The sequence below is a fragment of the Streptomyces sp. NBC_00820 genome (genome assembly GCF_036347055.1).
Lineage (GTDB): Bacteria > Actinomycetota > Actinomycetes > Streptomycetales > Streptomycetaceae > Streptomyces.
Map to the genome: position 1 here is coordinate 7,903,833 of NZ_CP108882.1, position 20,168 is coordinate 7,924,000.

The 20,168-nt window shown below is 68.2% G+C and carries 16 protein-coding genes and 3 pseudogenes; 9 read left to right on the forward strand and 10 right to left on the reverse strand.

Features of this window, described 5'->3' with window-relative positions:
- Positions 1 to 61: 61 nt before the first annotated feature.
- The 4 genes and pseudogenes from OIB37_RS35365 to OIB37_RS35380 all read left to right on the forward strand — a co-directional run bounded on the left by OIB37_RS35365 (position 62) and on the right by OIB37_RS35380 (position 2,970).
- Positions 62 to 808, forward strand: coding sequence for an NADPH-dependent F420 reductase (locus OIB37_RS35365; RefSeq protein ID WP_330461675.1), 747 nt, complete (start codon positions 62 to 64; stop codon positions 806 to 808).
- A 72-nt stretch (positions 809 to 880) separates the two neighbouring features.
- Positions 881 to 2,161 (forward strand): annotated as a pseudogene (locus tag OIB37_RS35370) (helicase-related protein); the annotation flags it as partial.
- A 46-nt stretch (positions 2,162 to 2,207) separates the two neighbouring features.
- Positions 2,208 to 2,612 carry a CBS domain-containing protein gene (locus OIB37_RS35375; protein WP_330461676.1) on the forward strand — a complete coding sequence of 135 codons (405 nt, stop codon included), beginning with the start codon at positions 2,208 to 2,210 and terminating at the stop codon, positions 2,610 to 2,612.
- A 49-nt stretch (positions 2,613 to 2,661) separates the two neighbouring features.
- Positions 2,662 to 2,970, forward strand: coding sequence for an SCO5918 family protein (locus OIB37_RS35380; RefSeq protein ID WP_330461677.1), 309 nt, complete (start codon positions 2,662 to 2,664; stop codon positions 2,968 to 2,970).
- A 101-nt stretch (positions 2,971 to 3,071) separates the two neighbouring features.
- On the opposite strand, the gene OIB37_RS35385 is transcribed toward OIB37_RS35380, so the two are convergent.
- Together OIB37_RS35385 and OIB37_RS35390 are read right to left on the reverse strand one after the other, a co-directional pair.
- Positions 3,072 to 3,431 carry a hypothetical protein gene (locus tag OIB37_RS35385; RefSeq protein ID WP_330461678.1) on the reverse strand — a complete coding sequence of 120 codons (360 nt, stop codon included), beginning with the start codon at positions 3,429 to 3,431 and terminating at the stop codon, positions 3,072 to 3,074.
- Between the two features lie 46 nt (positions 3,432 to 3,477).
- Positions 3,478 to 3,869: pseudogene (locus OIB37_RS35390) on the reverse strand (ATP-binding protein).
- A 1,423-nt stretch (positions 3,870 to 5,292) separates the two neighbouring features.
- On the opposite strand from OIB37_RS35390, the gene OIB37_RS35395 reads away from it, so the two are divergent.
- Both OIB37_RS35395 and OIB37_RS35400 read left to right on the forward strand, forming a co-directional pair.
- Positions 5,293 to 5,631: a helix-turn-helix domain-containing protein gene (locus OIB37_RS35395; protein WP_330461679.1), complete on the forward strand. Its 339-nt coding sequence runs from the start codon at positions 5,293 to 5,295 to the stop codon at positions 5,629 to 5,631.
- A gap of 242 nt (positions 5,632 to 5,873) precedes the next feature.
- Positions 5,874 to 6,077: a cold-shock protein gene (locus OIB37_RS35400; RefSeq protein WP_008734837.1), complete on the forward strand. Its 204-nt coding sequence runs from the start codon at positions 5,874 to 5,876 to the stop codon at positions 6,075 to 6,077.
- A 71-nt stretch (positions 6,078 to 6,148) separates the two neighbouring features.
- Here OIB37_RS35400 and OIB37_RS35405 read toward each other — a convergent pair whose 3' ends face one another.
- Positions 6,149 to 6,394, reverse strand: coding sequence for a hypothetical protein (locus OIB37_RS35405; RefSeq protein ID WP_330461680.1), 246 nt, complete (start codon positions 6,392 to 6,394; stop codon positions 6,149 to 6,151).
- Positions 6,395 to 6,967: 573 nt separating this feature from the next.
- On the opposite strand from OIB37_RS35405, the gene OIB37_RS35410 reads away from it, so the two are divergent.
- Positions 6,968 to 7,102, forward strand: coding sequence for a hypothetical protein (locus tag OIB37_RS35410; RefSeq protein ID WP_330461681.1), 135 nt, complete (start codon positions 6,968 to 6,970; stop codon positions 7,100 to 7,102).
- 680 nt (positions 7,103 to 7,782) lie between these two features.
- On the opposite strand, the gene OIB37_RS35415 is transcribed toward OIB37_RS35410, so the two are convergent.
- Positions 7,783 to 9,768, reverse strand: coding sequence for a multicopper oxidase family protein (locus OIB37_RS35415; protein WP_330461682.1), 1,986 nt, complete (start codon positions 9,766 to 9,768; stop codon positions 7,783 to 7,785).
- Positions 9,765 to 10,232, reverse strand: a complete 468-nt coding sequence (locus tag OIB37_RS35420) for a DUF6220 domain-containing protein (protein WP_330461683.1) — start codon at positions 10,230 to 10,232, stop codon at positions 9,765 to 9,767. The genes OIB37_RS35415 and OIB37_RS35420 overlap by 4 nt, the downstream gene beginning before the upstream one ends.
- A gap of 289 nt (positions 10,233 to 10,521) precedes the next feature.
- On the opposite strand from OIB37_RS35420, the gene OIB37_RS35425 reads away from it, so the two are divergent.
- Positions 10,522 to 11,220 (forward strand): response regulator transcription factor, encoded by a 699-nt coding sequence (locus OIB37_RS35425; protein ID WP_330461684.1) that lies wholly within the window; start codon positions 10,522 to 10,524, stop codon positions 11,218 to 11,220.
- Between the two features lie 404 nt (positions 11,221 to 11,624).
- Here OIB37_RS35425 and OIB37_RS35430 read toward each other — a convergent pair whose 3' ends face one another.
- A complete protein-coding gene (locus OIB37_RS35430) occupies positions 11,625 to 13,799 on the reverse strand; it encodes an MMPL family transporter (RefSeq protein ID WP_330461685.1) in 2,175 nt (724 codons plus the stop codon).
- Between the two features lie 232 nt (positions 13,800 to 14,031).
- Between OIB37_RS35430 and OIB37_RS35435 the strand changes: the two genes are divergently transcribed.
- Positions 14,032 to 15,270 carry a sensor histidine kinase gene (locus OIB37_RS35435; protein WP_330461686.1) on the forward strand — a complete coding sequence of 413 codons (1,239 nt, stop codon included), beginning with the start codon at positions 14,032 to 14,034 and terminating at the stop codon, positions 15,268 to 15,270.
- A 283-nt stretch (positions 15,271 to 15,553) separates the two neighbouring features.
- Here OIB37_RS35435 and OIB37_RS35440 read toward each other — a convergent pair.
- The 4 genes and pseudogenes from OIB37_RS35440 to OIB37_RS35455 form a co-directional block, all read right to left on the reverse strand.
- Positions 15,554 to 16,536, reverse strand: a pseudogene (locus OIB37_RS35440) (IS5 family transposase).
- A gap of 468 nt (positions 16,537 to 17,004) precedes the next feature.
- Positions 17,005 to 17,793 carry an alpha/beta fold hydrolase gene (locus tag OIB37_RS35445; RefSeq protein ID WP_330461687.1) on the reverse strand — a complete coding sequence of 263 codons (789 nt, stop codon included), beginning with the start codon at positions 17,791 to 17,793 and terminating at the stop codon, positions 17,005 to 17,007.
- A 167-nt stretch (positions 17,794 to 17,960) separates the two neighbouring features.
- Positions 17,961 to 18,965 (reverse strand): NADP-dependent oxidoreductase, encoded by a 1,005-nt coding sequence (locus OIB37_RS35450; RefSeq protein ID WP_330461688.1) that lies wholly within the window; start codon positions 18,963 to 18,965, stop codon positions 17,961 to 17,963.
- A 135-nt stretch (positions 18,966 to 19,100) separates the two neighbouring features.
- On the reverse strand, positions 19,101 to 20,156 hold the full coding sequence (locus OIB37_RS35455; RefSeq protein ID WP_330461689.1) for an aldo/keto reductase: 1,056 nt from the start codon (positions 20,154 to 20,156) through the stop codon (positions 19,101 to 19,103).
- Between the last annotated feature and the right edge of the window lie 12 nt (positions 20,157 to 20,168).

Here is a 20,168-nt window from a genome sequence, read left to right on the forward strand (position 1 = left end):
CCGCAGCCCAAGAACCCCGGTCACCGAAACCGGGGTTCCGTTTCGGGCAAGGAGTTTCACCATGAAGATCGGCATTCTCGGCACCGGGAACATCGGCAAGACGTTGACCAGGCGGTTGAGCGTGGCCGGGCACGAGGTAAAGGCGGCCAATTCGCGCGGCCCGGAGACGATCGAGGCGGACGTGCTGTCCTCGGGCGGACGCGCGGTGACAGCGGCGCAAGCCGTAGCGGACGTCGACGCCGTGATCCTCTCCATTCCCTTCGCCCGCATTCCGCAGGTCGCACCACTGATCGTCAAGGTGCCGGCTGACACGGTGGTCATCGACACGTCGAACTACTACCCGCACCGGGACAACGGAATCGCCGCGATCGAGGCCGGCCAGGCCGAGAGCGTGTGGGCTGCCACGCAGCTGGGCCGACCCATCGTCAAGGCGTGGAACTCGATCGGAGCCGAGTCGTTCGCGCACAGGAACAAGCCGGCGGGAAGCGCGGACCGCATCGCGCTCCCCGTCGCGGCCGACAGTCCACGAGAGCGTGACCTGGCCATGGCACTCGTCGAGGACACCGGATTCGACGCCTTTGACGCGGGGCCGCTCGCACAATCGTGGCGGCAACAGCCCGGCACCCCCGCCTACTGCACGGATCTCACCCGTCAGGAGCTGCCTGACGCACTGGCGACGGCCGACGCGGCGCGATCACCGAAGCGGCGGCGCGACCTCGGGCTCGCCGTGCTCCAGGAACGTTTCGCGGCCGGCGGGCAACCAGACGCGGAATACCTTGTCCGCCTGAACCGCGCAATTTACATGTGAGGAGGGACGGGGGGGCCGACGCGGTGACCCGTCATTGTCGAACAGTTTGTCGCTCTGTGTAGGAGTCTCACCATGTCATCCCCCCACCAGACGCCCATTGGCGTGGGCATCGTCGGTCTCTCCGCCAGGCGCGGCTGGGCTTCTCAGGCCCACCTTCCCGCGCTGCAACAGCTGGACGGCTTCGAACTGCGCGCACTTTCGGCGAGCAGCGCCGAGTCCGCGCGGCAGGCTTCGGAGAAGTACGGAGTCGCGCAGTCCTTCGGGACGGCCGGAGAGCTGGCGGCGGCCGACGGGGTCGACCTGGTGGTGGTCACCGTGAAGGTGCCGGACCATCGGGAGATCATCCAATCCGCCCTGGCCGCAGGGAAGACGGTGCCCTCCGAGTGGCCGCTGGGCAACGGCACCGCGGAGGCCGAGGAGCTGGCGACCGCCGCTGCCGAACGCAAACTGCGCACTTTCACCGGGCTGCAGGCCCGGTCCGCCCCCGTTGTGCGCTATCTGCGCGACCTGGTCGCCGACGGATATGTCGGCGAGGTGCTCTCGACCAGCCTGGTAGCGTCCGGCGGGAGTTGGGGAGCGGTCTTCTCCGAGGACGGTGCCTACCTACTGGACCGCGCCAACGGCGCAACCATGCTGACCATCCCGTTCGGGCACACCCTCGACGCACTGACCATGGTGCTCGGCGATGTCGGGAAGGTCACCACCGTCACCGCCACCCGCCACCGAGAAGTCAGGGACCCGCAGACCGGCCGGGTCTTCCGGCCGAACGTCGCCGACCAGGTGGTGTTCGGCGGCGTGCTCTCCTCCGGCGCGGTGGCCTCCGTGCACTACCGGGGCGGCCAGTCCCGGGGCACCAACTTCCACTGGGCAGATCAACGGAACGGACGGTGACCTGGTCATCACCCGCACGCTGGCGCAGTTCAAGACGGGCACGTCAGCGTGCTGGTAGCGACCAACGTCGCGGCGCGCGGCATCCACGTCGACAACCTCGACCTCGTCGTCAACGTCGACCGGCCGACCGACCACAAGGACTACCTCCACCGCGGCGGACGCACCGCCCGCGCCGGCGAGTCCGGCAGCGTCGTCACCCTCGTCACACCGAACCAGCGCCGCGACATGGTCCGCCTCATGTCGGACGCCGGGATCCGGCCGCAGACCACCCAGATCCACTCGGGCGACGAGGCCCTGAGCCGGATCACGGGAGCTCAGACCCCGTCCGGCATTCCGGTCGTCATCACCGCACCGGTGGTCGAACGCCCTAAGCGCAGCGCCACCTCCCGGGGCCGACGCCGCCCCTCTTCGACAACCCGGCGCGCGCCCGTACGCCAAACCACTCTTGATGCGGCGGCGTAGAACTTTCGTGATCAGGAAGCTGACCCATCTCTGCAGGAGGCACCTTTTGACGCTGGTTCAGATGCAGCCCCGCCCGGCGAGCGCCGCCCCCGTGCACAAGACGGTGACTGAGGCCATGGACGCGGCCGGGCCGCAGGTCTGTGACGACATGAGCGTAGAGGTGGCGCTGGCTGTTATGGCCGCCGCCCGCGCGGGTCGGCTGGTCGTCTGCGACCAGGGCGGCCAGGGCACCGGCCTGGTCACCCAGGCCGAACTCACCGCGGTCCGCGACAGTTCCGCTTACACGGACCGCGTCCGCCTGTGCGACCTCCTCGGCGACCACGGGTCGATCGCCTCACCCGTGACCACGATGGCCGAAGCCGAGCACGCGATGCGCTCCCGCCGGCTCGGTGCCCTGCCGGTGGTCGACGGGCAAGGCAACTCCCTGGGCGTCCTCGCCCTCTCCCGCTGAGCCGCCTCACCCTGGTCGGATCGTTCTCCCCTTCTCCCTGTGAGGCCACATGCGCTGCGTCATCGCCCGCTTCCCCTTCGAGCTCACCAAGAGCGGCGTGCTGGAATCGATGAAGGGCATCAAGCCCGAACCGGTCACCGCCGAATCCGTGACCATCGGCCGCCGCCACTACCCCGTCAAGCAAGTCGGCCAGGTCATCACCCGCCAGGACCGCCGTGACTTCAGCGCCGCCGAAGTCCTGCGGGCCATGACCCAGCTCGGCTTCACCTGCCACACCCTCCCCAAGGCCGCGCCTCTGGGCATCCTCAGCTCGCTCCAGCACGCCTCCGCGATGCTCGGCACCCCCGCCACGGTCTGACCGGGTAAACAGGCACGAACCGACACCTGACCAGCAGTGTGGGCCCGACCGGTACGCCGGTCGGGCCCACACTGCTGGCAGCCGGTTCCCGTCGCCCTCGCTCAGTGGTCGGAATAGCTGAAGTCGCCTACGGTCCAGGCGCTGACGTCGTCGATCGCAACCCGGTACATCCCGCCCGTCTCCGGGATCCCCACCGTGCCCTGCAGGATCCGGGCGACATGGAAGTGAAGATGCTTAGGCGGCCCGTCCTCCTTCACGGGGGCGTCGAAGACGGCGGAGAACTCGCCCAAGCGGGCGGAATCCCTCAGCACATCCGACACTCTCTGCCTCCACACCGCTTCGGGAGCCAGCCGACCGGTGATGACAGCGCCACCGGTGACCACGGTCAGGGACATCTGGTTGCTCTGCCCGGACTCCACCAGGGCGGCGACGTCAACGAGCAGCTCGTCAGGCTTCGACATGGGACAGATTATATTTGCCGGCCATCCGGCTGCTTGAGCGGTGGCGCTACCGGGCAAAACGGGCGCTCACGGTCTTTCCGCCGGAGGCCCGGCGGGTGACCGCCGTGGCGTGGGCGAGACGGTTGACCATGGGCCAGCCGAAGCCGCCGGTGCCGTCGTCAGGTCAGGGGTGCGCATGCGCGGCACATGCCGGCTGGGGTCGTGAACGGCCACCTCGATGGTGTCGGGGTGCGCAGTCAGTTCCAGTGTGCAGCGGCCCCTGCCGTGGCGCAGGGCGTTGGTGACGAGCTCGGACACGACCAAGACCACAGTGTCCGCTGCGTCAGGGGCCACGGCCGGCTGCTGCAAACCTTCGAGGAAGGCCCGTGCCTCATCGCGCGCGTCGGCAACGGCTGTCGCGGAACAGACGGCTGCGGCGTTGACGGCCATCATGTTCATCACGGTCACCCTGGTCTCTGGATCGTCCATGCCCGGCCTTTGCCTACCCGACCTCTGTGCCCCGCTCCTCCACCCGCCAACCCGGCAGAGCCGCAGTGCTTGCCGGAGAACCGCAGTGCTTGCCGGAGAAACTGACGGCCACAGTCGACGCGTGGCGGCACGCTGCCGTGCGCCCGCGTCACGGTGCCCGCCCACGGCCCGCTCGAGACGGGGGCCCGCGCCGGTTCGTGCAAGCGGCCCATCCGAGGCGACGCTACCGGTCGGGCGCGCACGGGCAGCCGGGCGAGGGCGCAGAGAGTTACCGCGGGCCGATGAAGCAGATCCTCGTCGAGGCGCTGAGGGCGGCAGCAGGAGCGCCAGTCTGCGGATTGCGGCCACCGGCACCGGCGTGCACGGCTTCCACGAACTGCTGCTCGGTCGTCGGGCCGGGATCGTCAAGGCCGGGCCTTCGTGCTACGCCCGTCATCGGCCGGCCTGTCGGGTGTTACGACCGGAAATATGGGGTGCCCAGTGGTGGCCGGTACCCGCCGACGGTAGCCGCGGCGCAGTCGGCGGCGTCACGGGAAGCCCGACGGGCTGCGCGGCTGTGGGTCACTCCGGGCGCCGGACCTGGGCCTCGGGGCTGCTCCGACCATCCATGGACCGGTTGAGGCGGGTTACCTCATCTTCGAGCGCGCGGAAACCTATGCCCGCTGGAGTAGACATTGAGCGGTGGTGCGGTTACGGTTTCTCTCGTAGCCGAGATCGAGCAAGGCCCGGCAGAGATGAACTGCCGGCCAGCAGTACACGCAGTTGCAGTTGGCAGGACGGTGCGGTGGTGGAGTTCCGAAGCCAGAGCGGTTGCAGGACGGTGACGGGACTGACGGCCGGACCGGGTGGCCCGCAGTGATCAGGGGCCGCCGTGAGCAGGACCGCAGCTGACGCAGTGGCAGTTCAGCAGTTGCGGTTGTCGGTACCAGCAGTGCAGTAATCAGTGGTTCCTCGGTAAAGGCGTCGGCTGCGGGCGCGCGTGCCGGGAAGTTCGGCAGTGGGGTTCCAAGCCAGAGCAGACGCAGGACGGGCGACGGGGCTGACTGCCGAAGGGTGGCGCTGCGCGAGGCCACCAGCAGTTCGCAGTATCAGCAGTGCAAGCAGTACGCAGTACCCGTTTGGTAAGTGATTGGTTCAGAGGGAAGGACGGAGGAGTTCAGCGCCATCAGGATCGCCCGGGCGGAAGGCTTGAGCCCGGGTACCGCAGGACATCGATAGGCAGGTGGTCTCCGGTCACGCATCCGCGATCCCCGCATTCCCCGCCCTCTCCCGGGTGGGCCTGCGGAACAAATAGGTCGGCGCAGCACTAGGGCCGGCAGATGGTGTAGTTCCTTCGGGGCCCTGGTGCCAGTACGGCACCAGGGCCCCTCCACGCGTTCCACAGAGAGGTGAGATGACAGCAGACGATTCCTTCGGCCGTCTCGACGACGACGATTACCCCGCCTACACCATGGGTCGAGCTGCCGAGATGCTCGGCACCACCCCCAACTTCCTCCGCGCCATCGGTGAGGCCCGGCTGATCACCCCGCTCCGCTCGGAGGGTGGCCACCGCCGCTACTCCCGTTACCAGCTGCGCATCGCGGCCCGCGCCCGGGAACTCGTCGACCAAGGCACCCCCATCGAGGCTGCCTGCCGCATCGTCATCCTCGAAGACCAGCTCGAAGAGGCCCAGCGCATTAACGCCGAACACCGCCGCGCCGCCGAATCGCCCAACCCCCCGGCCACGGCGTGAGATGAGAGTGCCCGCCGGTATCGGCGGGCGCCCCACGCACGGTCCCGGTGCGCGGCGTGATCGTTCCTGTGGTGACGTGGTGTGCGGGCGTGTAGCGTCTGCGTCAGCTGTCGTGGTTCGGAGTTCCCCTTTGCCCACGCTTTTAGCGTGGGCGTTTCGCTGTGCTGTGCCGCAGGAACCAGGGCGATCACCTCCGCCTTCCACATGGTGTGGGAGGCGTTCATCGACTGGAAGGCATGACTATGGCTACGGGAACCGTGAAGTGGTTCAACGCGGAGAAGGGCTTCGGCTTCATCGCCCAGGACGGGGGCGGCCCCGATGTCTTCGCGCACTACTCCGCGATCAACTCCTCGGGCTTTCGTGAGCTCCAGGAGGGCCAGATCGTGACGTTCGACGTCACCCAGGGCCAGAAGGGCCCGCAGGCCGAGAACATCAACCCGGCCTGACCTCGCGGCCTTGTCCGAGGGATCGCGCACGCCGCATTCGGTGACTGCCACAGCCTGTGCGGGCCGTGCTTTCAACCGGACAAGGGGACCCGCTCTCGTGCCGGGCGTCGATCGGACCTGTGGTGCACAGGATCAGGGCCGCGCAGCAATGGCTGCGCGGCCCTGATCTGTTGAGCTGCATCTGGAGCCGTCTGAGTGCCGGGCTTGCCGGTGACCGCCTCCCACAGCGCGTTGACCGTCAGCGCCGACTCGTCCACGCCCTCCGTCAGCCGGGGGCCCACCAGCCCGTAGTAGCCGGTCTTGCCCCGGGACAGCATCACCTCCCCGGCAGCGACGCGCTGGGGCGGACGCCATCTCCCTCGCCACCTACTGACCCCGCGACAACGTTCTGGCTCGCGCCGCTCGTCACACGCGTTGCCGCGCTGGTCGCGACGGGCCGGGCGGCAGCGCCGAGGCATCGCGCCACTCGCGAAAGCCGTCCGTCCCTCCGGCCTGCAAGTTGGCCTGCGAACGTGTTCACGCTGACACGTGCGAAAACGACGCCGCTGATCGTCAGAGCGGCTAGGGCACGCGCCGGATGCTGTTGCAGCGGGCCTGCCGATCGGCAGCGTCGTAGATTCTGCTGAAGTCAAGGCAGCCATGCTGGGGAACTCCTCCCGGGGCGTCGTACCAAGTCTGAGGCGCCGAATGTCACCGGGCTTCGGAGCTTGGGTTGTACCTTTCGGCGTGCGCCACGTTCAGCCGTAGTTCATGCGGCCATGGGATTCGATCCCGGTACCGGGGTCGGACTGGGGGTGTTGCGGGAAGCGGCGACTCCGCACGTGCCCCACCAACTTCTCCCACCGTGAGGTGACACGGGGGTCTTTCTTCGCCTGCTGGTCACCGTGGCCATGGTGCTCGGCATCATCGGAGTGGTGACGAAGGGCCTGCTCCAACTCTTGGTCAACGGTGTGGTGGTTTTGGTGGGCGACGTCGTCCTGCTCGGCCTGCGTATGGGCCGCCGCCGCAGGCGCCTGCCCCGGTGACGCGGTCACCCGGGGAAGAGTCCATCGCCCAGGCGTGGTGGGCCCCGTCCGCGACGGTGCGGAGGCGTCGGTGAGGTCGGCGCCGGTGTCGGCGTTCCGCCGGGAGTGGCCGGTCACGAGCAGCAGAGGCGCGCACCGCCGGGTGTACCAACTCGGCGAGGCGAGATAGGCCGTCGGCCATGACGCCCGTTTGACGCTCTGAGCGCCTGACACAGTGGATGCACGACCCGCAGAATGCCTCTGACCTGGTGTTTCCCCCGGTTCGACTCGGGATGACATCCTTTCGATGACGCATCCCGTGGAGTGCGTCGCCATCCTGGAGCCGGTGAAGAAGGACGCCTGACCTGCGGTTTCCTGTCTCAGGGTCGTTTCTCGACCTGTTTCCCTGAGTACAACAGGTCGGGCGGTCCGGGGCGCTGTGACCTGCATTTCCGGAGTGAGGGCGGTAGTCGAAGGGCGTCGGGGTGACTGTCTCGCGAACGTTCTTGACGCTCAAATGACGCTGGCTTCGACGGTCGAACTTCGTCGCCGGCACGCCCTCGATGCCGGTGGTGCTCATCCTCCCAATCGTCGCCGTGCTCGCGTCGGGACGGCGGGACCGCACACCATTGCGCGGCTCCGCCCACGGTGACACCGCCGGCGGCACCGGTCACGGTGCCGCCGCTTCGGGCCGCTGAATCCTACCCGTGACTGGCGTGTGCGTCTCCGAAGGGCGTGGTGACTCCGTCGTAGGAGACGCGCAGCATCATTCCCTGCTCGGCGTGGGGCAGGTTGTGGCAGTGATTCATCCAGATCCCGGGGTTGTCGGCTTTGAATGCCACCTCCCAGACCTCTCCCGCCCGCACCTCGAACGTGTCCACCCACAGGGGACTGCCGGATGAGACCGTCCCGTCCCTGGACAGGATCAGCACGGGATGGCCGTGCAGATGCCAGGGGTGAGTCTCCAGGCTTCGGTTGACGACCCTGAACCGGACGACATCGCCTTCGGCGACCATCAGGTCCGGGATCGATGGGTGCCCCAGCCCGTTGACCGCCTGCGCGTAGGCCGGCCGACCGTCGACCATGGCGGCCGCGCGGTCCAGGACGAGGGTGAAGTCCCGGTCGGCGGTGTCCGGATCGAACGGGGCGCGAGCAGGTGTTCCGTACCGCAGGAGGTCGAGCTCCGGCCAGTCGGAGGTGTCCTCGATCCGCGGCTCGCGTTCGGCGTCGTCGTCCGGGCGCAGCAACACCCCGGTGTCGCGGTCGTTGTCGAGCACCAGCGCGACGGCCGTGTCCGGCATGACGAACATCAGGTCGTAGCGCCCGCCGGCGGGCAGCCGCAGGCTCACGTCACGGACCTGCTCGGGATGGTTGAGGTCGCGGCCGTCGACGGCCGCGACCCGGAACCGGGTCCCGGCCAGCGCGAGCCGGTGCGGATCCGAATCGGTGTTGATCAGTCGCAGCCGTACCTCCGTACCGGGTGCCGCGGTGGGTGCGGTGCGCCCGTCCTGATCCCCCACGACCACGGTGCCGGCGAACGTGTGCACGGGCAGCGTGAGATCGAGCTGCTGACGGCCGCCAGAGCCTACACCCGCCGGCTGTCCGTCTCGTGGTGTGACGACGAGCGTCCCGTACAGTCCCTTGCGCACGCCGGGATCCGATGCCTCGTGGGTGTGGTACCAGTAGGTGCCCACCTGGTCGGCGCGGAATCGGTAGACGAACTCCTCACCCGGTGTCACCGGACGCTGTGTCAGGCCCGGCACACCGTCCTCGCCGCACGGCACGTCGTAGCCGTGCCAATGCAGGGTGACCCCGTCCTCGATGTCGCTGTTGCGCAGCGTCACCTCGATCAGATCGCCCTCGGTGGCGGTGATCGCCGGGCCCGGTACCTGGCCGTTGTACGTCCACGCGTCGATCTCACGTCCGGACGCCAGTCGCGCGGTGGCGTTCTTCGCGGTGAGCACGTACCGGCGCCTGACACCGCCGGCAGACGGACTCGCGAAGCCACGCAGATCTGCCACCGACATTGCGTGATGGGAGCTGGACGAATGAGCCGGGCCGCCTCCGGTGACGGCGGAGCCGATGGGTCGCAACAGCAGGGCGACGCCGGTGCCCCCCGCGCCCACGACACCCGCTCCGACGGCGGCGTTGACGAATCGCCGCCGGGTGAAGGCGGCATGACGATCCGTCCCCACGCGCGACCCCTCGTCCTGTGTCTCTCGTGCCACGACACGTGCGGTGAGCGCGGAGCCGGCTGACACCAGCGAGACCGTGATCAACGCAGTCGACCAGGTGAGGGGGTACCCAGCGAGGAAGGTCACCAGGAGGCCGGCCAGGGCCGCGTAGGCGGCGGTGAACAGCGAGACGACGCAGCTTGCCGGCAGGTCCTCGCCGGCCGCCGTTCTCGCCACCCACAGCCGAGGCCCGGCGATGAGCACCGCGGCCACCCCGGCAACGCCGAGCAGCGGTAGCCCCAGCAGCACCTTTTCCGCTACGAACCACCAGCCACGGCCGGCCAGGACCGACACGGTGGCGACCCGGGCGAGCGTGACCAGGACAGCTGCGACGAGCAGCCCGAATCCGAGCTGGTGGCGCCGGAGGACCGCCGCGATGCCGGCCCCGAACCACGACACGACGCCCAGCAGGGCAACGGCATGGTCCAGGAGAATCAACTGGGCCGTAGTCACTGAGCGGATCCCGGGGCGTGCCCGGCAGCTCGAGCGCCGTCATCGGCGGCCGGCGCGGCGGATCCCGAGGGGTTCGGCAGCTCTCGCGCCTCGCGGTGGATCCTGACGGCCACAGCCATCATGATCAGCGCGTTGACCCCGTGCAGGCCGAAGACGAGTCGACCCGCGGTCGTGGAGTCGTCTGTGTCACCGCATGCCTTGGCGATGGTCGCGATCAACGGCTGAGCGATCCCCAGCCCGGCGAGCAGACCGGTCATGCCGACGAGCCGGCCGGGCATGCGGGCCAGCGCGGCGGTCAGCGTCGTCACGATCGCAAGGAGGACGATCATGTAGCCCAGCGCCCGGTGCGGCCGGAATGCCTCGTCGATGGGCGCGTTGTCGAACGCTCCGCTGCCGGCCAGGAAGAACTGCACCGCGATCGCGAGCACGAGCACTGCCGCCAGTCCGGCGATGGTTTTACGCATCGAAGAGCGCCCCTCGGGTTGGTGTGGTCACGAACGTGCTTGTTTCCGTCGGCCGGTTCACGAAGAAATCGTCGCGTCGACGATCCGGAACGTCCTCCGATGGCGGATGGCTGTGCGTACGCAGATCTGCGTACGGAGTTGGCCTCTGATCGCGCTCTTCGCCGTAGAGGATCACGGGCGGACGAGCATTCGGCGTCACGCGCCCCGGCAGTATGCTCCTGGGCATGCAACGCAGAGCCAGATCGTTGGCAAGCACGCGATCCCTGGCGCCGACCGGAAGGGCGCGGCTATGAACGCGGCAGGCACAGGCACATCCTCGCTCGGCAACGCTCCGATCAAGGTTCTGCTTGCCGATGACGAGCGGCTCGTGCGATCCGGGTTCAAGGTTCTGATCGACGTCGAGGACGACATCGAGGTGGTAGGGGAGGCCACCGACGGTGCCGAGGCCGTCGAGCGGGTCCGTACGACCCGCCCCGACGTTGTGCTCATGGACATCCGCATGCCGAAGCTCGACGGGATCCAGGCAACCCGTCAGATCGTCAAGACGCATGGGCTTGGGCATGTCCGGGTCCTGATCCTCACCACCTACGAGACCGATGCGTACGTCTTCGAAGCACTGCAGGCCGGCGCAAGCGGTTTCATGCTCAAGGACGCGGGACCGGCCGAACTCCTCCATGCCATCCGGGTCGTCGCCGCCGGAGACGCGTTGCTCGCCCCGCGGATCACCCGACGCCTGATCGCCCAGTTCACCGCGCAACGGGTCGCCACGCAGGCCGGCGAGGACCGGCTGGCGGTCCTGACCCAGCGCGAACGTGAAGTGCTGGCTCTGGTGGGACAGGGCCTGAGCAACGACGAGATCGGCACTGAGCTGTGCATGAGCCCGGCCACCGCGCGTACCCATGTCAGCCACGCGATGGTGAAACTGGGTGCGCGGGACCGCGCACAACTGGTCGTCATCGCCTATCGGACAGGGCTCGTCAGCCCTTAGCCGTGATCCCGCACCGTCGCGGCGGCAGTCCCGTCAGGCGGCCGGCGGCATCGCGCACCCCGGTCGTCCAGCAGCATCACAGAAAACGCCCGTCTCACGCCTCGATGGGCTCGACGGCATGCCGTGCGCTGGTCGCCGCGTAGAAGCGCATGAAGACCCATGGCATCTTCATGCCGCCGACAGCGATGCAGAAGAGCTTCGACAGGTGAACCCACGGATCCTGACCCGACAGCGGGTGGAATCCTCGCCGAACAGGGGGCCGGGGCCCAGGAGATCGAACCCGCACTGGTCCGGCTGCGCATTGGCCTGGGCGTCGTCGAGCAGCCCGAAGATGTTCATCTTGTACCAAGCGCAGGTGGGTCGGCCTGGATCCACCTTCACGGTGGATCCAGGCCGAAGGAGGGTCAGACCTCGACCCTTCCCTCGACCTCGGCCGGGGGTGCCGAGACCGTCTTCGGTGCCCGGCGTCCGGGCATCCACCAGTTGGCCTTGCCGAACAGTTCCATCACCGCGGGCATCAGGACCATCCGCACGACGGTGGCGTCGATGAGCACGGCGATGGCCATGCCCACAGCCCCCTGCTTGACCCCAATGTCGGGCCCGAGTACGGAGGTCATGAAGACGGCGATCATGATGGCGGCCGCGGCCGTGATGACCCTGGCGGTCCGTGCCAGACCGTGGGTGACAGACGCCCGGGTGTCGCCGGTTCGCTCGTACTCCTCACGGATCCGTGCGATCAGGAATACCTGGTAGTCCATCGACAGGCCGAAGAGGACCGGGAACATCGTCATCGGCACCCAGCTCGTGACCGGCATCGGGGTGGGGAAACCGAAGGCCGTGCCGAGCCATCCCCACTGCACGATCGCGACCACCACACCAAAGGCGGCACCGATCGAGAGCGCGTTCATCACCGCGGCCTGCAGGGCGATCGTGGCCGACCGGACCAACGCGAGCATCAGCACCATGGACAGCGCGATGACGACCCCGATCATCAGCGGCAGACGTTCGGCGGATTCCTCGGAGACATCGATGGTGCTGGCGTTCGGTCCGCCGATGAGGACCGATTCACCACCGGGCCTCTCGGGCAGCACATCGTCGCGGAGCCTGTGCACCAGGTCCGCGGTCGCTTCGTCCTGGAATCCGGTCGTGGGGAAGGCCGTGAAGGTGGCGGCCTTCCCGTCCTCGCTGACCTGGGGCGGCGTGGCCCGGGCGATGCCCTCGGTCTTGCTGACCGCTGCGACAACAGGACTCAGATCGGCGTCCGCGGAGTGGACCTCAGTGGCAAAGATCAGGGGTGCTCCGAAGCCCGGACCGAAGCCCTCGGAGAGGATCTTGTAGGAGACGTAGCTGCTCCGGTCACGGGGCTGGACACTGGCATCGGGCTGGCTCAGCCGCATGTCCAGCATGGGGGCGGCCAGCACCAGCAGGAACCCGCCGGCGAGGATCGCAGAGATCAACGGCCTGCGCTGCACCACGCCGGCCCAACGCTCGGCGGGGGTACGACGCTGGGACTGGGCATCGACCGGCTGGTTCCGGCGCGACGCACGACGAGGCAGGCGCAGCGAGTTGATCTTGTAGCCGATGAACCCCAGGAACGCCGGCAGCAGGGTCACCGCGGCGATCATCGTCACCAGCACCGCGATGGACGTGGCGATGGCCACCCCGGTCATCAGCCGCTGTCCCATGACGATCAGACCCAGCAACGCGATCACGACGGTCAGGCCGGCGAACAGTACCGCGCGACCGGCGGTGGTGATGGCCGTGACGGTTGCGGTCTCGGGGTCATCGCCGTCTCGCAGGCCGTCCTTGTAGCGGGTCACGATGAACAGGGCGTAGTCGATGCCCACACCGAGCCCGATCATCGCGCCGAAGATCACAGTGAAGTCCGGCGCGGGGACCACGTGCCCCACCAGCTTGATCAACGCGAGGCCGGCCGTGAGTGCCAGCACGGCGGTCACGATCGGCAGGCCCATCGCCACCAGCGACCCGAAGGCGATGAACAAGATCACCGCCGCCGCCAGGATGCCCACACTTTCGGCAGGACCCTGTGGCGGGGTCTCGGCCTTTTCTGCCATGTACCCGCCGAGTCCGAGGGTGACGCTGTCGTCGGAGGCGTCCTTGACCACGTCCACCAAGGGCTTGACCTCGCTCTTCTCCACCTCCTTGTCGGTCAGCGGGATGGTCATACGGGCGATACGGCGATCCCTCGTCACCAGGCTCTCGTCCTGATACGGCGAGACCACCGGTCCGGTGACGGACGAGTCGGAGATGTCGGCGATGACCTTCTCGATCTTCTGCCGGGCGGCAGGATCGTCAATTCCCTTGTCAGCCTTGATCGCGAGGGTCAGCGTGTCCCCTGACCGTTCGGGAAAGTGCTTCTCAATCAGCTCCTGCGCCCTGGCCGACCCGGAGTCACCGCCGGAGAAGTCGTCGTCGGAGGCGGCGCCGAAGTTGAAGCCGACGAACGCCACGACGATCACACCGACGAGCCAGGTCAGGAGGACCAGGCGGCGGCGGCGGAAACAGAAGCGACCCAGTCCCGCCAGAGTTCCATCCGTACGTGGAGACTCGGTTGTCATCATCTGCTCCTCAGTGGTCGAGCCTTGCGGCATGGCTCGTTTCTCGATATGGGGGAGGTTGATCGGTCACAACGGCGATCGTCCCGTCCGCAAGGCGGCCCCGCCTCTGACGACGGATGGTGATGTCTACGCAATCGGGCGTAACCCGCGGTGCCCCGCTGCGCCTGGCGACGTAGCAAGTCGCGCGTGTGAGCGGAGCGTTGTCCGTGGACCCGAACAGTAGGATCACGGTATGAAACTCCGCCCCGGGTGGTTTTTTCAGCGGGTGCTGACCCAAGACGTGCTGCTCGCGCTCTTCGTCACCGTGATGCAGGTGCAAGGAACGGTCGCCCTCGCCGCCGCCAGGGCGACAGAACAGCGTTCGCTCGCCGACTTCGGATACCTCGGATACGCGCTGCTGGTGGTGGGTGGCCTGGTCGTGGCCGTCCGCCGCGTGTGGCCCGTTCTGGTGTTCGTCACCGCCGCAGCCGCCAGCTTGGTGTATTACGCCCTCGAGTTCCCGGACGGCTACGGCTGGCTCGGACTCATGATCGCCCTGTACACCGTCGCCGCCTACGGTGACGGGCGCCGGTCATTGGCGATCGCCGGCGTGGGCACCACGGTCCTGGCCACCGGGTGGCTGTTCGCATCCGCCGACGTGGAGCCGCGCGAGGCCATCGGCTGGGTGTTCTTCCGCATCGGTGTGACGGTCATGAGCACGACTCTCGGCGAGTCCGTCCGGTCCCGGCGGGTCATCGCGGCCGACGCTCAAGAGCGTGCGGAGCTGGCGGAACGGACCCGCGAGGAAGAAGCACGCGCGCGGGTCGATGCCGAACGGCTCCGGATTGCGCGCGAGGTCCACGACACCGTCGCTCACGCCATAGCGATCATCAACGTACAGTCCGGGGTCACCGCCCACGTGCTCGACAAGCGACCGGAACAGGCACGCGAAGCGTTGCAGACCATCGAGCAGACAAGTTCCCGGACGCTGCAGGAGATGCGAGCCATCCTCGGCGTTCTCCGTGGCGACAACGACGACCCCGTGCCGCACGCCAGCCTGGAACAGATCGACGACCTCACCGCCGAGGCACGCGCCGCCGGACTGGACGTCACGCTCGAAGTGGACTCGCCCGCAGCACCGTTGCCGAGCGCGGTGGACAGTGCCGCCTACCGGATTCTTCAGGAGTCGATCACCAACATCATTCGGCACACCGGCCCGACTCGGGTGACGATCGCGGTGAGCCCAGGGCTCGATCATCTGGAGATCCGCGTCACCGACCAGGGCCGCGCCGGTTCCCATGACGCCCCCGTGCGTCGGCCGTCCGGCAACGGCATGGGCACAGGCATGCGGGACAAGCCCGGCCGCGGGGTCCTGGGCATGCGCGAGCGCTGTCAACTGCTCGGCGGAGATTTCAACGCCGAGCCGACTCCGGGCGGGGGGTTCGAGGTCAAGGCACGGCTGCCCCTCGCGCCGACCAGGTCGCGCCTTTGAACACAGCGTCCCGCAGCCATTTCAACGGGCATCATGGCGAGCAACACCCGCCCCAGCTCCAACGTGAGTAGCTGGCGGACGCCGCAGAAGGAGAAGACGCTGTGGATGTTTATTGCGCAGCGCCGTCCCGGGAGGACACGGCACATCCGGCGCCCGCGAAGCCGACCACGGCAGCCCCGGCCGGTCGAAAGAGCCCCAGCGGCTTCTCCTTCGAGGGGTCGGAGCGCGGAGCACGCTCATGGCGGAGCTGAGCGTTCCTAAGTCCTGTCTGGAGTCCGGATCATCACTGCGGTGCGATGCTGCGGAGCCAGAGCATCGCCCCGCACAGATGTAGTCCGGCCCCGTAGCTTTCCGGGGTCTTGTCGAAGCGGAACGCGATGCCGCGCCAGTTCCGCGGCCGGTTGATGCACCGCTCCACGGTGTTGCGCTCCTTGTACAGCTGCGCGTCGTGGCCGACCGGTCGACCTCCCTTTGAGCCGCGCTTCTTGCGGTTGGCGGCCTGGTCCACCTTCTCCGGTATCACCGCGCGGATCCCGCGTCGCCGCAGGTAGCGGCGGTTACGGCGGGAGGAGTACGCCTTGTCGCCGGCCACCGCGTCCGGCCGGGTCCGGGGACGCCCGATCGGCCCGTGCACCTTCACTCGCTCCAGGACCGGAACGAACTGCGGGCTGTCGCCGGCCTGTCCGGGCGTGAGGACGAACGCTAGCGGGCGGCAGCGCCGGTCGGCCGCAAGATGGATCTTGCTGGTCAGCCCGCCCCGGGAACGCCCCAGTTCAGCGGCCTTCAGGCGGGTCCGGTGCCGCCGGCGGAGGCTTCGCCGCGCGGCGCTCGGGTCATCCTCTGCCTGACCGTCCTGCGGCTCTTGTCCCTCCGCGGCACCCCCTTTTCGGACTCGAAGGCCGCTTCCAGGGCGGCCAGCTGGTCGGGGTCCAGGGCCATCCCGGCGGCGTGATGGTGAGCCCGGGCTGTCGCCGAGTCCACGCTGACCAGGCCCAGGTCCACCTGGCCACGCGCGGCAGCCTCGGCGATCAGCGCCTCCATCAGGCGTTGGAAGACCCCCTGCGTCGCCCATATCCGGAAGCGGTCATACGCGCTCTGCCAGGGCCCGAACTCATCCGGCAGGTCACGCCAGGGGCTACCCGTCCGGAACCGCCACATCACCGCGTTGAAGTGTTTACGCAGATCAGGGATGGGACCGACCGCAGCGATCGGGAGATGGGGCTCGATCAGTGCCCACTGGATGTCGGTGAGATCGCCTCGCGCCATGGCTGACGGCTTATCAAGAACCAACCTCATCGCGCAGGCGATCTACCGAACTCGTAATCCGGACTCCAGACAGGACCTAGACGGGCTGATGGAACTCGGCGGCTTCGTAGTGGGGCGTGGGTCGAGAACGCTCTGTCTCAAGCCGCCAGGGACGGGTTCGGGAAATGTCTTGACGCTCGTTCGACGCTGTTTCTGACGGCGCGTAAGGTGGTCGTCCTGGATCAGCTGGCGTGGGTCAATCGACTTGTCGGGCTTGACCCGTCGAGCAGCGCGTCGGCCTCGAAGTTTGCCAGTGCCGGCGAGGCGGAGGATTCACCGATGGCCGGTGGTGACGAGCTGTCCGGCTGTGGTCAGCAGGCGAGCCGCAGTCGGCGGACTCCCAGAGTGGTGGCGATGTGTGAGGACGGATTTCCTGGTGCCGGTCTCGCTGAGTGCGGGGCAGGGGCCATGGACCTGTCCGGCGGCTGGCTACCGTTCCAGGAATTCGAGCGCCCGCGGGACGAATCTGTCGTAGTGCTGGAAGATCCCTCCGTGTCCGGCGTCGGGGTAGAGGGGTTCGAGTTCGCCTTGGGGCAGCCGGGCCGCCAGGTCGACGGTGTTGACGCTGGGGACCATGCGATCGCTCTCGCCGTTGGCCACCAGGACCGGTTGGTGGATGCGTGACAGATCGGCCGGTGCCTGGCGGCCCCAGTGGTGGATGGCCTTCAGCTGGGCGCGGAATGATGAGAGCGAGATGGCTTTGTCGCGGTCGTTCGTGCGTTCCTTCAGCCGGTCCAGGAAGGCGTGGGCCGCCCGGCGGCCACCGGCGGTGTCGGTGAAGAAGAGGTACTGCTTGGGATCCTTGCGGGTCAGGACGGCCTTGACGGTGTCCTTGATGGTGAGGCTTGTGACCTTGTCGATGCCGGGGCCTCCGGCGGGTCCCGTGCCCGCGAGGATGAGCTTGCGTACAAGATCGGGTTCTTCTGCCGCGATGACCTGGGCGATGAAGCCGCCCATCGACAGGCCGAGCAGGTCGACCCTGTCGTACCCGAGGGCCCGGATGAACAGCACGGTGTCGCGAGCCATCGCCTCGATCGTGTCGGGTGTGGAACCGCCGGACGCGCCGACGCCGCGGTTGTCGAAGGTGATCACGGGGCGTCGGGCGGCCAGTCCGTCGACGACGCGGGGATCCCAGTTGTCCAGGACTGCGGACAGGTGGTTGAGGAGGATCAGGGGCACGCCGCCGTCCGGGCCGAGCCGCCGGTAGGCGAAGGTCATGCCACGCACGGACACGGAGCGGTTCGGCGTGTTCCTGTACGACGTCGGGGCGGGTGAACTGGACGGTGTGCTCATGGCCGGGTCCTGAGGTGGTGCGGCGGAAGAGTGGGGCGTGCGGGGTCTTATTGCTGTCGGAGGTGACTGGCGCCTGGGACTCGTTTTCACCCTTACGTCATCGCGACGACGACTTTGCCGGCCTTTGCCCGTCCCCTCTCGACATATTCCATGGCCTGGAGGGTTTCTTCGAACGGGAAGACGCGGTCGACGACGGGGCGGATCTTCCCGGTGTCGATGAGGGGGGTCAGTTCACGCAGTTGGTCGCCGCTGGCCTTCATGAACAGGAACGAGTACGTCACACCGTGGCGCCTGGCGTTGTGCCGGGTTCTGAAGCTGAGGGCGGTCATGGCCAGGCGGAGGATCGGGTTCGCACCCAGTTCGCGGGCGAAGGCGGGGTCGGGCGGGCCCGCGACGCTGATGGCCATGCCGCCGGGCTTGAGAACGCGCAGGGATTTGGCGAGGTTCTCGCCGCCGAGGCTGTCGAGGACGACGTCGTAGCCGTCGAGGACCTCTTCGAAGTCCTGGGTGCGGTAGTCGATGACGACGTCCGCGCCGAGGTCCTTGGCCAGGTCGACCTTGGCGGTGCTCACGGTGGTGGCCACGTGCGCGCCCAGCGCCTTGGCCAGCTGGACGGCGATGGAGCCGAGGCCGCCGGCGCCCGCGTGGACGAGGATCTTCTGACCCGGTTGCACGTGTGCCCGCTCGACCAGTGCCTGCCATGCGGTGAGGGCGACCAGGGGGAGGGAGGCGGCCTCGGTCATGGTGAGGGTGGCCGGTTTGGGCGCCAGGTCGTCCTGGTGGACGGCGACGAGTTCGGCGAAGGTACCGATGCGGTCCTTGTCGGGCCGGGCGTAGACCTCGTCGCCCACCGCGAAGCGGGTGACGGACGGGCCGACCCGGACGACCGTCCCTGCGAGGTCGTTGCCCAGAATGAGCGGGAGGCGGTATGGCATGAACGCCTTGAAGTCCCCGTTGCGGATCCTGATGTCCAGCGGGTTCACGCCCGCCGCGTGGATCTTGACCAGGACGTCGTCGGCACCTACCTGGGGGTCGGGTGCTTCGGCGGCGCGCATCCCGGCCTGGTCGCCGTACTTCTCGACCATGAAAGCCTTCATGGTTGTCTCCGTTCCGTTTCCCGTCCGTGAAAGGCCGGGGTCTCCGCTCGCCCCGGGCTTCTCCCAGTACGAGACATCTGTGTTGCTCTCCTGGCTCCGGCGCGGGCGCACCTCGTCCTCAGCCGCGTTCACCCATCAGGCCACCGGCACGACCGGGGCGGTGACGCGGTCGGCGGCGCCTCCTTGGAGGCGGTCCAAGGTGGCGGCGATCCCTTCGTGGGGCATGCCGAGCGGCACCGCGCTGACCTCGGCCAGGCGGCTGTACTGCGCGTCGGTCAGCTGGACGTCGAGGGCGCCGAGGTAGCTGTCGAGCTGGGAGAGACTGCGCGGGCCGATGATCGGGACGAGCGTGGCAACGGAGCGGGCGGCGCGCTCGCGCACCCAGGCCACTGCCACCTGGGCGGGCGTCACGCCGGTCTCCTCGGCGATCGCCAGGACGGTGTCGACGACGGCGGTCTTCTGGTCGGTGCTCTCGGTGTGGATGACCATGCCCAGGTCGCTCAGGCGCCCCTCGGCGGAGCTGCGGTACTTGCCGGTGAGCAGTCCGCCGCCGAGCGGGGACCACAGGGCGGCGCCGAGCCCGAGGCTCTCGGCCATGGGTAGCAGTTCGCGGTCGGCGGTGCGCTCGACGAGGCTGTACTCGTGCTGGATGCCCACGATCGGGGCCCAGTTCTTCAGGTCCGCGAGGGTTACCGCGCGCGAGACGCGCCAGGCCGGGAAGTTGGACAGTGCGGCGTGGTGGATCTTGCCGGCGCTCACCAGGCCGTCGAGTCCGCGCAGGAGTTCGTCCATCGGAGTGAGCTCGTCGGGGAAGTGCACCCACAGCAGGTCGATGTAGTCGGTGCCCAGGCGCTTCAGGCTGGCCTCGACCGAGGCGACCATGTTTTTGCGGCTGTTGCCGGTCCTGGAGATGTCCGGCTGCGGCGCGGCCCCGAGGGAGAACTTGGTGGCCAGCACGAAGTGCTCGCGGTCGGCGGAGATCAGCTTTCCGGTCAGCTCTTCAGACTCGCCGAACTGGTAGCCGTCCGCGCTGTCGAGGAAGGTGCCGCCGGCCTCGGCGAACCGGTCGAAGATCCGGCGTGCCTCGTCCGGCTCGGCACCTGCGCCCCAGCCGGTGCCGAAGTTCGCGGTGCCGAGCGCGTACTCGGACACGCGCAGTCCGGTCCGGTGTCCGAAGGTTGTGTAACGCATGAGATGTCCTTG

Coding starts and splice junctions, on each gene's coding strand:
- OIB37_RS35365 (WP_330461675.1), top strand. CDS start 62: ATGAAGATCGGCATTCTCGGCACCGGGAACATCGGCAAGACGTTGACC.
- OIB37_RS35380 (WP_330461677.1), top strand. CDS start 2,662: ATGCGCTGCGTCATCGCCCGCTTCCCCTTCGAGCTCACCAAGAGCGGC.
- OIB37_RS35385 (WP_330461678.1), bottom strand. CDS start 3,431: ATGTCGAAGCCTGACGAGCTGCTCGTTGACGTCGCCGCCCTGGTGGAG.
- OIB37_RS35395 (WP_330461679.1), top strand. CDS start 5,293: ATGACAGCAGACGATTCCTTCGGCCGTCTCGACGACGACGATTACCCC.
- OIB37_RS35400 (WP_008734837.1), top strand. CDS start 5,874: ATGGCTACGGGAACCGTGAAGTGGTTCAACGCGGAGAAGGGCTTCGGC.
- OIB37_RS35405 (WP_330461680.1), bottom strand. CDS start 6,394: ATGCTGTCCCGGGGCAAGACCGGCTACTACGGGCTGGTGGGCCCCCGG.
- OIB37_RS35410 (WP_330461681.1), top strand. CDS start 6,968: ATGGTGCTCGGCATCATCGGAGTGGTGACGAAGGGCCTGCTCCAACTC.
- OIB37_RS35420 (WP_330461683.1), bottom strand. CDS start 10,232: ATGCGTAAAACCATCGCCGGACTGGCGGCAGTGCTCGTGCTCGCGATC.
- OIB37_RS35425 (WP_330461684.1), top strand. CDS start 10,522: ATGAACGCGGCAGGCACAGGCACATCCTCGCTCGGCAACGCTCCGATC.
- OIB37_RS35430 (WP_330461685.1), bottom strand. CDS start 13,799: ATGACAACCGAGTCTCCACGTACGGATGGAACTCTGGCGGGACTGGGT.
- OIB37_RS35435 (WP_330461686.1), top strand. CDS start 14,032: ATGAAACTCCGCCCCGGGTGGTTTTTTCAGCGGGTGCTGACCCAAGAC.
- OIB37_RS35445 (WP_330461687.1), bottom strand. CDS start 17,793: ATGACCTTCGCCTACCGGCGGCTCGGCCCGGACGGCGGCGTGCCCCTG.
- OIB37_RS35450 (WP_330461688.1), bottom strand. CDS start 18,965: ATGAAGGCTTTCATGGTCGAGAAGTACGGCGACCAGGCCGGGATGCGC.
- OIB37_RS35455 (WP_330461689.1), bottom strand. CDS start 20,156: ATGCGTTACACAACCTTCGGACACCGGACCGGACTGCGCGTGTCCGAG.